The sequence below is a fragment of the Desulfoscipio sp. XC116 genome, from assembly GCF_039851975.1.
In the GTDB taxonomy this organism is placed as follows: Bacteria; Bacillota; Desulfotomaculia; order Desulfotomaculales; family Desulfallaceae; genus Sporotomaculum.
The window spans coordinates 511,350-524,846 of sequence record NZ_CP156660.1 but is presented as its reverse complement, the minus strand read 5'-3'; the positions used below and the strand labels follow the sequence as shown (position 1 = coordinate 524,846).

The window sequence follows — 13,497 nt, the reverse complement described above, 5'->3', positions numbered from 1 at the left end:
TCTTTTTCTTCCAGAGCTTAGGCATAGTTTTCGCCGTTCCAATAATAAAGTTTGGCCAGCCTGCCTTTCAGCACATACCCCTGCAATGTCCTATGCTTCAGCGGCACAGCACGTAAACTAATTATCCCGCACCCATCCGCTACCACAAGCTTGGCCGGGTGCATAAACCCCTTGTCCCCCATAGAAAGCCGGCCGTCACCTTTTCTCAACAGTTTAAAGGGAATCTCGTAAATTCCGTCTGACAGAATACCCTGAAAACTGCTGAGATATGCATGGCCCCCAAAATCCCGAAGCTTGGCCCGCGCCGCATCTGTTTCTATTTTTTTAATTAAGCCGGTTAAAAATCTTTCCGACATTTCAAACATCAGCACCAGCGCATCGTTATCGGCCTCTTCCTCGGTGATCCCCATTTCACGCGAAATATAGGCGAAGATCACGGATTGTATATTCATGATTTTATCCGCGATAGCCTTACCCTGCGCCGTCAAAGCAAGTACCGGGCTTTTTTTAGCAAGCCCCTTTTCGCCAAAGGTATTAATCATACTCGTCACGCTGGGCTTGCTTACCTTCAATTCCTCCGCTATTTTCGTCATCGTGCGGTCCCTGCCCTGCAGACGGCAAATCACCAGCAGATAACGTGCCTGTCCGAGTGTGATCCTCATCTTATCCACTCCTTTCAGCCCTCGAAAACAGACAGTATAACTAATTCATCAAATGATATTGAGAATCAATCTCATTACAGTTACAAAATACCACCTTTAAAAAAAAATCGCAAGTCCCAACAAGCAGCGAGCGGCTTAATCAAGAGAGCCTGCCGCATTCCATGCGGTGAACCATATCGGCGATCCTCAGGGTGGAAGCCCTATGGGACACCAGCACGATGGCCCTGTCCCCGGCGGCTTTCCGCAGCGATTTCAGAATGGAAGCCTCGTTTAAGCTGTCCAGATTGCTGGTGGGTTCATCCAGGAGCAGCAGCGGCGCTCCGTGCAGGAATGCCCGGGCAAGCCCGATGCGCTGGCGCTCACCGCCGGAAAGCCCCTCCCCCAGCTCGCCGACCCGGGTTTGATAACCTTTGGGCAGCGATCGGATAAACCGGTGGATACCGGCGCTTTCCGCCGCTCTTCGGACCTCGGACATGGACGCTTCGGGCTTGGCCAGCCTGATGTTGTTTTCCAGGGTGGTCTGAAATAAAAATGTATCTTGGGTAACGTAGCCCTCCAGGCAGCGCAGGTTTTCGGTGTTTACGCACCGGATATCCTCGCCCGAAATGCGGATACAACCCTCCCTGACATCCCAAAACCGCATCAAAAGCTTTAAGAGCGTCGATTTACCGGAGCCGCTTTTGCCGCATATGCCGGTAATCCTATTTTTCGGCAGATTGAAATGCACCTTGCGCAAGATATCTTCCCCGCCGTAAGCAAAACCCACGTTTTCGCAGCACGCGCCGTTGAAACACACCTCCGCCCCTTTTTGCACCTCCGGTGTTTCCGGTTCTTCCTCCAGCAAATCCAGCACCCTGGCCCCGGCCGCCATTGTTTGCAGCAGACTGCCGGACAGGTTGCTCAGCGCCACAACCGGGCCAAACGAGCTAAGCATGGCCACCGTGGCCAGCAACGCCCGGTGAAATTCCAGCCGGCCGGAAAACACCATGTGCAGTCCGAGACAGAGCACTACCCCGGAAAAAAACATGATCGCCGTATCGGTGGCCGCCCCGGTCAAACCTTCGCGGCGCTTTAAACGCGCCTGTTCTTGATCCAACCGAGCGGTTATTTGGGACAGGGCTTCTTTTCTCGAAGCGCCGCGACCATACCGGATAATTTCACCGATGCCCAAAAGACTTTCTAAAAAATAATTGTTTGCCGCACCTAAAACCGCCCGGTATTTAACGCCACGGGCTTTGCCCGTGCGGGAATTGCAAGCGGGAATCAAAACCCCCACGGTAATGTAAGCCACGGCCGCCACAAGACCCAGTCCAACATTCATGGAGCCGATGAACAGCGTCATCAGGATGGAGGTGCATAGCGCAATGAGCACCGGCGCCACAGTATGGGCGTAAAACACCTCCAGAAGTTCTATATCGCCGGTAATAAGAGAAACCAGATCTCCGCTGTCCCTTTTTTCCAGCTTGGCCGGCGCCAGCCGCCGAAGCGCGAAAAATACTTTGTCCCGAAGAACGGCCAATAGCCTGAAGGCCAGATAATGGCCGGCCAGCTGCTCACCGTAGCGCAAAACCCCCCGCAGCCCCGCACAAAGAACAATAGCGCCAAGCAGTGCGATGGTTGTGTAGGTCGTCGCAACGCCGATAATATTGAGCAGGGCAAAGGCCGCGAAAATAATTAGGAAAATCGCGCTTAAAAAACCCAACACACCCAGGACAACCGCTATCAACATCACCGGCAGCAGCGAGCCGATCAGGGCTGTCAGTCTCGTCGCTATGGATAGCCAGCTTCTGCGCATAGTCCACCTTCCTTAACTTCCAATAAATTTTCCTCGTTGTACTGCGTATCAACGAGGCTGGCGTAATATGTGTTTTGCCGATACAGCGCGCCATGCGCTCCACTCCCCGTCAATACCCCGTCTTTAAAGACAAAAATCCTGTCCGCCCTGCCGGCCACCGCCAGACGGTGAGTGACTAAAATGACGGTCTTTTTCCCCACCAGTGCTTCCAGCGCCTCCAGCACGCCTTCCTCGCTTTCGGCGTCCATGTTGGAGGTAGCTTCGTCGAATATGTAGATATCACCTCCGTGCAAAAGGGCCCTGGCCACGGCCAAACGCTGCCGCTGCCCCCCCGACAGGTTTGATCCCTGTTCCCGGATTTGCATATCCAGCCCGCCCTGAGTCATTACATAATCGTACAGCCTTACTTTTTTAAGCGCCTCCAGCATATCCTTTGCCGAGGCCCCGGGACAGCCCATTAAGAGATTGTCCGCCACCGTCCCCTTAAAGACATAGCTGTCATGCTCCACCAGGTTTATGCTATGCATAATGCTCTCCTCACCTATACTGTTAAGTTCCCGACCTCCAACCCGCACGGAGCCGGTATAGTTCCGGCGCGTCCCGGCCAGGATACCCACCAGTGTGCTTTTCCCCGAGCCCGACTCGCCCACAATGGCCGCAAAACTTCCGACGGGGATATGTAAAGAGATGTTTTTCAACGCCTCCCGGCGCCCGTCATAGGAAAAGCGGCAGTTGGTCAGCCGAATATCGAAGTCTTCCAACACCCCGTTTTTTTTCCCGGGCTCCTCCATATTCAGAAAAGCAAAGATCTTTTCTCCCGCCGCAATGCCGTTCATGGAGCTGTGGAATAATGAGCCGAGCAAGCGAAGCGGCAGAAAGAACTCCGAAGAAAGCAGAATTACACAAATGCCGCTCCACAGGGCCATGTTGCCCTGTCTTACCTCCGTCAGGGCAACAATGATGCCCACCGCCGTCCCGCCATAAGCAATCAGGTCCATGAGCGTAACGGAGCTTAACTGCATGCGCAAAACTCTCATGGTGATTTTGCGAAAGCTTTCGGCGGAAGCATTCATTTGCTCGTGCCTGGCTTGGTCCGCATTGTAGATTTTCAGCGTCGTCAGTCCCTGCAGACTTTCCAAAAAGTCTTGACCCAGGTCGGTATATTTCCCCCAGTACCGCCGCATCAGCCTCCTGGCAGCCTTTTGCACCGCCAGCATGGACAAGGGAATCAGGGGCACGCACAGCAGGAACACCAGCGCCACTTTAATACTGATCAGGGAAAGCAGCGCGAACAGCGTAACCGGCGCCAGCACGCTGTAATAAAACTGCGGCAGATAACCGCTCAAATAGACCTGCAGTTGCTCCACTCCTTCCACCGACATCTGCAGCAGAGAGGCCGTCGATATTTTTTCCCTGTAGGCCGGGCCCATTTTTAAAGTTTTGTCGTAAATCCGAGAACGCAGCACCCCTTTGGCCTGCACCGCCACACGGTGCGAAAATTCCGCACTCAGCCAGATACAGAAGAAGCGTAGGGCGACCGCCCCGGTGATAAGCAGCAGCAATTGAGGCAAAAGGGCGGAGGGAAGCGCCTGCTCCAAGCTTCGCTGCAACAGGCAGGCCATTGCCGCTACAGCCGTCACGCTGCAAAGAAGCCCCAGCCATCGGAACAGCACGGTGAGCATGATATATTTTCCCGCTTCCCGCACCAGGGACAGCAGCCTTCTTGGTACGGAAGCAGCGGTGGGCAATTTAAACGGCGCTTGAATCGTCTTAATTTTAAAAAAGAAATAGTAATATTTTATAACGGCCATGCAAACGACAGCGGCCCTGACTATAACCTTATCGGTATGCAAGAAAACCAGCAAGAGCAAGCCGAAAACCAGGCCCAAAATCTTTATTTTGGCTGCTAGGGTCATGGCGCGATCCCGGGCAAAATCCTCCAGATGGTTGCGGTACAGGGCCGTACCTGTAAACCAGCGGTGAAATCGCTTTGAACCGCGCGACAGGCAAAAAGCAGCCGCCAGCAGAAACGGAGTGGTAGGCAGCAGCGGCAGCACCACTCCAATGGCCCCCAAGATAATACAGACATAACCCAACGAGATATATACAACCCTAGCCATTGCCGCATCCCCCGCCTCAAAATAAACTCGTTCAACTAAAGCAAAGCCGCACATCGGGACTTCTTCTGGATGGGGATTTTACCCCACCTGAAGTAGGAATAGGAACTCCCACTTATAGCAGTGGGAATCTTGAATTTGATAGAGTTAGGTCACCCTAACTGGTTAATTAAAAAAAATGAGATTTCCCGTACCGATTTGCGATCGTTCCCTTGCCTAACGCCAACAATATCCAGCAATCCTTGCCGAAACAAGCTTGCTTATCCAAAAACCCGAAACAGTTTTTTTCCAACATCTGCACAATATCATACCTCTTAAAGGCTGTCAACAGTGCTATTTTAACGGATTTTAGGCATTTCCGCTTAGGATGGGCTAACACAAAAGGCTTTTGCCCGTGACATTTCGTCCATGGACAAAAATAAGCAAGTTATAATATTCTTACTCGTCTAATAAAAAATTTTTTCATCTTTTTTCATCTTAATGGAACATCTTTTGCGCCTGCTCTTTAGTTGGTTCGATCCGCCTTTTCCATCCCAGCAATAACACAACAATTACTGCCCGCCAAACATTGTATCAATTTATACATATTTACCGGATTTATACGAGCTACACCTGACGTCTCAACTTTAGAAAACATACCAACCAAACCCTAAACTTATGGGGATCGTTAATATAACACGACTTAATTTATCAAATTCCAAGACGGGGCTGTTGCACAACGGGCTAAATAGTTCATAGTGCCGCGGCTTTTTATAAAGATACCAAATTTTTATCGGAATAATTGACTGAATTTAGTAAAGAGAGTATCGCTTACTACTTTAGGAAAGTAGTTTTACGACACTCCCGTTCCTATTTTTACTTCAGATGGGGCAACGTCCCCATCTGAAGCCCCGTTATTCAGTTTAAGCCGAACGAGTTCACTATTTTTTCACAACTCCGCTCCAGATCAGTTTGCCGCTGCACGCATCAATATATTGAACTCCACGCCGTTCACCATATTCAGGGGTAGAGACAGTTCGATCCGCTGAGGTTGTCGGGCGATAAATCAACTGATACCCGCAAAAATCTTCTTCCTTGCGTTCAAGCCATACCAGTTCCACATCCAAATGTCCCAAATAGAGTTTTAACGCCTCTTGTTCAGTAATTCCGGGCTGGAAATTACGCCCGGCCAGCATCGAAATCATTTCAAAAGAAACACCACTGTAAATGCCAATCTCTCCGGTCGCGGTATGCACACCTACCCTTACAGTTTCCAAGTGTATGGGGATACCGTTAACGTAAATGTCAAAAGCAAAAAATTCCCGGTCCGGACGTTGGCCATCCTCCGGTTCTTCATTTTCCTGAAGTCGGAGATAATGCGGGTACTCGGGAAAGACACGCTGCAAGAAATGCAACGCCTTCTCCAAGCATTCATCCCGGCTCAGTGCAAGGTTTCCTGCGCAAGCATAGTCTTTATACAATTGGCGAAGGCGCCCGGTGCTTTTTTCGACCACGGCTACAATGGAGTTACCCAACAACCATATGCCAGGGAGCTTCTTGCGCCAGTATGCCTTAAAGGAACGATCTTCCGCGATTGCAGCCGGTTGATGCGCATGCTCTTTTTCCTTCCAGACATAGCGAATACTTTTTTCGTCTTCCTGCTCTCGAACCAAGACAAACAAATGAGGATCGACACCGATCAATTCTTCGATATTATTGTCCTGTTGCTCCGGTACTGTCTGCGGAGGGGGTACGGGATGGCTGTGCGGCATCCAATAGTGATCAGGCCCAAAAAGATCGCGACCCGTTACCGCGTTAAAAGAACGGAAGCACGGCGCCGGCTCGTAAACCAGACGGTATTCCAGGTCTTCAACTTCGTGCATAGATGGGTAGAGGCGCACAATGCACAGCTTCATGCGCAGGTCTCCCACTATTTGCTGTTTAACTGTTTTTACATCAGCAATAGACGCCGGCCACGCCGGTTTATTTTTGCGGCCGTAATGCTCAAAGTCCGTAATGTTCCCACCGCTGTCCACGATACAGTCGCATCCCGTGAAAGGAAGGGGCAGGCCGCCTGTTTCCTGCCGGTAGCTGATATGCATATGGCGCCGGCCTGCTTCGATATAAACCCACGTATATTCTCCCCGGAGATCAGGCAGATATTGCTTGATAAATTCATCAGCAGTTCTTTTTGCCTGACCGGCAGAGGGGGTGGCACAATCCGTATCGGTATGAGCGTTATCTTGCTTCTCGCCGACTAATAATTTCATCAGTGCGCCTGTTTGCAAATCTAAGGTTACTTTAATATCGGCTTCCGGATGTTGAGGGTCCTCCCAAATAAAAAACCTTTCATCCGCTACGTTGTCTTCAACTAGCAAATGGTAATTCTCGGGGATGGGAACAATGGACGACGCTTTTTCCCGAAATTTGTCGTATCTATGTTCCATAAGTTATCACCTCGCAAAATCCTGTTCGTATTTTCCCGGTTTGCAATTTCCTATCCCGCAAATAAGTATTAAAAGTGTCATCCTGAGCGTTAGTAGAGAATCTGGGGCCTAAGACCTCTTACTAACGCTCAGAATAGCATAAGGTCCCCGGATTTTCATCCTTTGATGCTACCGCCCTTTATTGTTCCGACGTTCCAATGCCAAAGTTTGTTCCCAAAGGATAATAAACCCAACGGTAAAAAGTCTGAGAATATTAAAGGCGCGTCCGATTGATGCTTTTTATCCATTTTCCTGCTCGGGCAGGCAGTTACTTGACTGAGCAGCCGGTGAACCATACAGCGGCAGGGTGAATTTAAAAACCGTAGAGCTTATTGCAACCTTTTCCCCGGTACCGAGGATAATCGGCGGGAATCGCTGCGACCAGGCAGCATGCAGTTAAAAAAAGGCTTGAAGTATAAAAAACTATCGTTATACTGAGAATTACGGTACCGTAAATAAACCACGAAAGGAATTTATTTATGGAAAAAATGACGGTAAAACCAGTTGGAAAAATTGTTAACAATCAGTCTGAAACGCATATCGTTTTGAACAGATCATATCTGCCTGCCTTGGAAGTGTTGGAGAGCTTTGGTTATCTGCAGGTATTCTGGTGGTTCAGCGGCTGCGACAATGAGGCTTCGCGGACAAAGCTTTCGGTAAAAAGTCCTTATACCCATGGTCCCGCTCTTCTTGGCACCTTTGCGACCCGTTCGCCGGAACGCCCTAATCCCCTGGCGCTTTCCTGCGCCCAGGTAACCTATATAGACAAGGAGAACGCCGTGATCGGATTGGCATACATTGACGCCGACAACGACAGCCCCGTATTGGACATCAAACCCTATATCCCCAGTCTTGACCGTGTGGAGGCACCTATTGTCCCCCAATGGTGCAGCCATTGGCCCAAAAGCTGTGAAAAGTCCGGCGATTTTGACTGGAAAAGCGAATTTAACTTTTAATTAACCCAAACCCGCATGACAGTTTTTTTGCCATGCGGGTCTTTTATTATAAGCGGATTATATAAACAATCACTTTTTTACCTATAATCAACCTGATTTGCATCATTATCATTTCAATACATCAAATGTGTTGGTTCCACTTCTAGTTATGTCGGCTAACTGTTACTGACGGTCTGTAACGTCCAGCAATAGACGGCGTTAATTGTCCATGAATTGACGGACTCAGTGACCACCCGCCCGGGGCAGGGAGAATTATAACAATTCTCCCTGGATAACCAACTTCACCATGCGATCATCGATAATCCGACGGCCGTTTTGAGCTCCATAGAGCATGCAATGGCTGCAGACCTTGTTAACAAGCCTGGCCGCACCGCTGAAATACCGAAAAATTTCATCAACCGCATTATCTGAAAAGATATCGTGTTCGGCACCGGCATAAGCCAGGTGCCGATTAATATATTCCCCGACCTGGGCTCGATCCAGGTGCGGCAGTTTGCACTGCAGGTCAATTCGTTGGCGGATGGCGGCGTACGCTTGAAGCTGGAACTTATCCCACAGTTCGCTCTGACCCACCAAAATTAGTGCCATAGGGCTTTGGGCATCCATTTTAAAGTTTAAAAGGAACCTTACCTCTTCTAACATTTCTTTGTCCAAAAGATGCGCTTCGTCTACGATAAGCGGCGACACTGTCACCTTTATCACGTTGGTATGCAGGGAGCATTACCAGCCAACAAGCCTCGGCTCCCATCTACCGGGGCTGAAGATGTTCCTCAGGATGCACGAATCCACCGCAAGATTCGAATCAGAACTACCGGAACACTTACCAAAGAAAAGAGACATCCTTGAAGTTTATTCCGATGAAGAGCATGATAAGGTGTTAAAATATCTGGAATCAGGAAATGTTTCATTTAGAAACAAAGCGCTCAGCCTAATTGCGCTTGAAACAGGTATGCGCGCTGTGGATATCTGCAATCTCAAGCTGGGAGATATCGACTGGGGACATGATTACATCCATATCGTTCAAGAAAAAACAGGAAAATCAATAAATATACCGCTTGTGTCATCTATTGGAAATGCGCTCATCGACTACCTGCTTTCAGAGCGCCCGGCATCGGACTCTGAATATGTCTTCCTTTCAGATAATGCACCATATGCACCATTGAAAACACACTCAGGCTGCAGAAATGTGCTGCTCCATATCATATTGGATGCCGGCATTAAAGCAAACGGCAGAATTTATGGCACAAGAATTACAAGACATAGCACCGCTTCAAGGATGCTCCGGCACGGAATTCCCCTGTCTGTGATCTCTGAAACCCCCGGGCATGGAAATCCAAACAGTGTCATGGTGTTGTATCTTTCCACCGAGAATGCAAAGCTTGCCGAATGCACGCTTCCTATTCCGGAGGTGTGCCATGATTAAGGAACATACACTGCGTTCATTGGCAGAGGAATTCATCCTCTACAAACAGCGCCTGGGCTGCATCTATGAGACCTCGGGCTACTACTTGATGAATTATGTAGGATATACTGAAAAAAACCGGACAGGAGAAACACTCCCAAATAAAGAAAGTGTCATGGGATATCTTGATACCGTGGCAGATTCACCGGGCTCCCTTTACGGTGTAGTGGCGGTTTTTAGGGAGTTCGGACGCTTTCTAATAAAACACGGGTATGCGGACATATATATCATACCGCCTAAAACCGTTACTCAGCAGACACCGGAGCCGCCATATTTTTTTACTGCTGAAGAAATCAGACGTTTTTTCGAAGAATGCGATTCCATCAAGGCGCATCCAGGCTTTAAAGGGCGCGAACTTGTAATTCCCGCAATGTTCCGGCTTCTGTACTGTTGCGGCATGAGATGCAAGGAAGTAAGGACTTTGCTTTATGAAGATGTCCATTTAGATGCCGGTTTTCTTGATGTCAGGCAGTCTAAAGGTCCGAAGAACCGGAGGATATATATCAGCACTGAGCTTTCAGGTTATCTAAAGAGATATGAGAGCTCCATTTCTTTCTTATTCCCCGCCAGGAAATATTTTTTCCCAAGCAGAGATACCTGCTATGGCTCGGGGGCAATTTCCGGAAACTTCCGCCGCATCTGGAAGCTGGCGTATCCGGATTTTGTACTCGCTTCAAGACCAAGGGCATACGATTTCAGTTATCCGTACATAAATAAAATCCGAACCTTTCGCCAAAATCATGATAATCAAAGAAAGTTCCGAGCAAAAGGTTCGGATAATATTTACCGCTTCATTGCTCGCACACCGCAGAACATGGACAAGGTGCCGTCTGCATTGCGCCACTTTTTAGGTGTAGATTTGTCGTTATCATCTTCGAGCGTTGCTAATGCCTTTGCCTCCTGCTCAGTGGTTATGTCTAAATAAACCATCGTCGTTTGAAGCTGAGCGTGACCAAGGAGGAAAGATATTTGGACGATATTCATACCATCTTCCAACCAGTGAGAGGCTTTGGCGTGCCTCAGCTGATGGGCGTGAATGTCTGTGGGGACTTCGTCGCAGACTGATCGCGCCACTTGTGCGTGCTTGCGAAGCTGTTTGTTCACAGCATTTTGGCTCATCTTCCCTGTAGAACCCGTGTTCCTTGAGTAGAACACGAAAGATGACGGATTAGGTGCTGATCCGTGAAAATCCTTGATGTACGCCCTAAGGTGGGCTGTGGCCTTTGGCAACAAATACAACGTTCGGATTTTGCCCCTCTTGCCGATGACTGTGATGTTTGGCTTATCAACATCCAAGTGTAGTTGCTCAACTTTCATAGACAATATTTCGTCTATCCGTGCGGCGGTGCTGTACATGACGACCATCAAGGCAATATCCCTGCGACCAGCTTTTGTAGTCGGATCAGGGGCTTCAAGCAAGGCACTCACCGCTTTTTTACTCATGCCAGTCACTTTTTTGGCGTGTGCTTTCCTTCGCTCAATCTGTGACGCGCCCTGCGACAAGTGAAGGTATGAAACGTCTCTGCCGCCTAGGTACTTGAGAAAAGCCCTAAGCGAAGCCAACCGATTGTTGCATGTTTCAGGGCTGCACGTACGACTCTCCATCAGCCAAACAAGCCATTCCTCAATGTTAACGGCGCAAAAGCAAGCACCGTTGAGAGTGCTTGCTTTTATGCCTTTTTCCGTTTCAAGAAAGCCGACATATAAACTGAGCCCATCACTATATGCTTTCAATGTGTGGGCGCTCCTGGTCTTCTGGGAAGGAACATATTCGTTCAGAAAAGCGTTAATGTGCCTCGCAATAACGACGGACTCGTTAGTAGCTCTCATAGTTCACCTCCGGGATGACATCGCCCTCGTCGGTTTGAGCTTCAATGATGTCGGCCAGCCCAGGAACAAGCGAATAGTAGTATTTCGTACTTTCCAAAACGCTATGACCCATGCTCTTGCTAAGGTAAAGCAGTTTCGCGTTAAAATCAAACCCTACGCCCGTCCAACCGTTGATGTTCTCAACGGCATAATTATGTCGGAGTTCGTATGGGACAACGTTTCCGCAGTTATGCTGACGCCACACTTTGTGGAAATTTCGTTGTACCCAGGATGCTCTGTGGAAGCCTCCGTTTCTTTTTCTGGCAGGAAAGAAGTAGACCCGGTTCGGGTACATTTTATCAATGGCTCCATCGTACTGCCGCATCAATAAAAGCATAGAATCATGCAGCACAATATAATGCTGCGCATGACCCTTGGAGTAGCGGATGTTCACAACACCGCTGTCAAGGTCGACGTCTTCACGCATCAGCGCCCGTGCCTCATTCGTTCGGATTCCACTTGAATACAGCAGCCGGAAGAATACGGGGACTGTTATCCGCCGCGACAACTGTTCTTCTGTGGGCGGATCGGCGGATATTGAGTCACAAGCCATAAAGAAGTTCTGTAGTTCCGCTTCAGTAAACGCGTGTGGGATATAGTCTCTCGGCTCTTTTTGTGGTACTGTTGGCTCCGTAACGAAAGTCATCCCGCGTTTGCGCAGATAACGTATGAAGCTGACAACAGGATATATTCTTGATCGGCATGAATTGTTTGCTTCCGTTTCGCGCTGGGCGCACCATGAATCCGCCATGTCCTGTGACAACTCAGAAACATTGGGAAAATGCTTATCACAATACTTGTCGAACAGACTCAGATTAACTTCGTAAGAGGCTTCATTCCAACGTCCAGAAGCCTTCCGAAAGGCAACAAACGCACGCATGAGCGGTGCAATGGAGGATATGAACTCACTCATGTGCAAACACCCCCTCCGGCACTGGAAACCGTTCTATACTGAGCGCACACTCTTTGAGATGTTTAAAGTCGGCGCTGAGATATGCTTCCAGGGAATCGGGGGACGTATGACCAAGTGCTTTGCTGATAACAGGTTGCGGGACACCGCCGCCAAGAAGCTCTGTTGCCACGCGGTGGCGAAACATGTGAAATCCCTTGCTGTCGCCAGCGTTTTGTCTGATGTTTGCGGCTTTCATTATCTTGTCGGAAATATTGCCGATGCTTCCGCTCAACAAACGCCCATATGGCCGATTTTCAGAGATAAATATGAATTCACACTCGGTTTCCGGGCGTTTGGACACAAGATAGTCATAGACGGCATTGCCTACTATAACAGAAAGCGGCAACTCAAGGGGAGCGCCAGTCTTCTGCTGTTTGATACAGATTAGCTCTTTTTCCCAATCAATATCATTGACTTTCAGACCTGCAATGTCACAGCAACGCAGCCCGGTATAAAGAACCAGTGAACCAACCGCCCTGTCTCTGAGCGAAAGCCTCGAATACTCATTTTCGAGAGCCTGTTTTATCTGATCCGTTTCATCCGGCTTCAAATACTGGATGTTCTTGCGGTGTTCGCGCAATTCAGGCAGGTAAGCCAGTATTCTCGTAAACTCAGAGTATTCAGGGTTCTCCCTTATGCAGGCTTTGAGAACTGCTGCGATGTCTTTTTTGTATGAGCAGCTCCGGCGCAGTGTGTCGTCCTCGCCAATGAAAACAGATAACACATCCGCCTCTGTAATCGCACCGAAAGTATTAATGCCTTTCTGCTGTAAAGCGTACAAAAAACTCGCGCCGTGACTCGCTTCGCATATGATCGTGGTTGCCTTCTTGTTCCGCCTGCTTTCTGATGCCCGATAACAGTCAACTACCGCTTTGAACTCCGGCAACAACAAGTGATACAGGCCGCGCTTGATGATCTGCTGCCGATGCCGTCCATCAGGGTACTGACCGCGATTGTCAAATCGCTCAATAATACCAAGGCAATTTAGTATGTTGCGCAGATAGCTCCGGGAAGTGGATTTATTCGCGTACTCTTGATAAATATCCTTGTACGACGTCCAACCATTTGAATCCGCCCTGGAGAGAATGTGGTTTATCTCGCGCCGCACTTTTATTATATATGTGGCACTATAACCGGCCCTTTCCATGTAGCCGATTAGTTTGGGATAATTATCCCTTAGATTTTGTGTATTCATCTGTACACCTCCTGCTCGGAGTAT

Annotated in this window: 10 protein-coding genes and 1 pseudogene; 3 read left to right on the top strand and 8 right to left on the bottom strand. The window is 49.0% G+C overall.

The window, feature by feature from the left end:
• Window positions 1–17 precede the first annotated feature (17 nt).
• From ABDB91_RS02545 to ABDB91_RS02530, 4 genes are all read right to left on the bottom strand, one after another.
• Window positions 18–662, bottom strand: coding sequence for a MarR family transcriptional regulator (locus ABDB91_RS02545; protein WP_347490057.1), 645 nt, complete (start codon window positions 660–662; stop codon window positions 18–20).
• 139 nt (window positions 663–801) lie between these two features.
• Window positions 802–2,457: an ABC transporter ATP-binding protein gene (locus tag ABDB91_RS02540; RefSeq protein WP_347490056.1), complete on the bottom strand. Its 1,656-nt coding sequence runs from the start codon at window positions 2,455–2,457 to the stop codon at window positions 802–804.
• Window positions 2,433–4,577 carry a DUF454 family protein gene (locus tag ABDB91_RS02535; RefSeq protein ID WP_347490055.1) on the bottom strand — a complete coding sequence of 715 codons (2,145 nt, stop codon included), beginning with the start codon at window positions 4,575–4,577 and terminating at the stop codon, window positions 2,433–2,435. The genes ABDB91_RS02540 and ABDB91_RS02535 overlap by 25 nt, the downstream gene beginning before the upstream one ends.
• A 917-nt stretch (window positions 4,578–5,494) precedes the next feature.
• A complete protein-coding gene (locus ABDB91_RS02530; protein WP_347490054.1) occupies window positions 5,495–7,000 on the bottom strand; it encodes a YcdB/YcdC domain-containing protein in 1,506 nt (501 codons plus the stop codon).
• A 518-nt stretch (window positions 7,001–7,518) separates the two neighbouring features.
• Between ABDB91_RS02530 and ABDB91_RS02525 the strand changes: the two genes are divergently transcribed.
• Window positions 7,519–7,995 (top strand): TrmO family methyltransferase, encoded by a 477-nt coding sequence (locus ABDB91_RS02525; RefSeq protein WP_347490053.1) that lies wholly within the window; start codon window positions 7,519–7,521, stop codon window positions 7,993–7,995.
• A 252-nt stretch (window positions 7,996–8,247) separates the two neighbouring features.
• On the opposite strand, the gene ABDB91_RS02520 is transcribed toward ABDB91_RS02525, so the two are convergent.
• On the bottom strand, window positions 8,248–8,682 hold the full coding sequence (locus ABDB91_RS02520; RefSeq protein ID WP_347490052.1) for an AAA family ATPase: 435 nt from the start codon (window positions 8,680–8,682) through the stop codon (window positions 8,248–8,250).
• Between the two features lie 88 nt (window positions 8,683–8,770).
• On the opposite strand from ABDB91_RS02520, the gene ABDB91_RS02515 reads away from it, so the two are divergent.
• Window positions 8,771–9,418, top strand: a complete 648-nt coding sequence (locus ABDB91_RS02515; RefSeq protein WP_347490050.1) for a tyrosine-type recombinase/integrase — start codon at window positions 8,771–8,773, stop codon at window positions 9,416–9,418.
• Window positions 9,321–10,067 (top strand): annotated as a pseudogene (locus tag ABDB91_RS02510) (site-specific integrase); the annotation flags it as partial. The gene ABDB91_RS02515 and the pseudogene ABDB91_RS02510, both read left to right, overlap by 98 nt.
• Before the next feature lie 173 nt (window positions 10,068–10,240).
• Here the strand turns inward: ABDB91_RS02510 and ABDB91_RS02505 are convergent.
• The 3 genes from ABDB91_RS02505 to ABDB91_RS02495 are packed head-to-tail and all read right to left on the bottom strand — an operon-like array spanning window position 10,241 to window position 13,473.
• A complete protein-coding gene (locus ABDB91_RS02505) occupies window positions 10,241–11,287 on the bottom strand; it encodes a tyrosine-type recombinase/integrase (protein ID WP_347488269.1) in 1,047 nt (348 codons plus the stop codon).
• Window positions 11,274–12,239 (bottom strand): tyrosine-type recombinase/integrase, encoded by a 966-nt coding sequence (locus tag ABDB91_RS02500; RefSeq protein ID WP_347488270.1) that lies wholly within the window; start codon window positions 12,237–12,239, stop codon window positions 11,274–11,276. The genes ABDB91_RS02505 and ABDB91_RS02500 overlap by 14 nt, the downstream gene beginning before the upstream one ends.
• The gene (locus ABDB91_RS02495) at window positions 12,232–13,473 is read right to left on the bottom strand and encodes a tyrosine-type recombinase/integrase (RefSeq protein ID WP_347488271.1); all 1,242 of its coding nucleotides are present in this window, start codon (window positions 13,471–13,473) and stop codon (window positions 12,232–12,234) included. Before ABDB91_RS02495 ends, ABDB91_RS02500 begins: the two co-directional genes overlap by 8 nt.
• Window positions 13,474–13,497 lie beyond the last annotated feature (24 nt).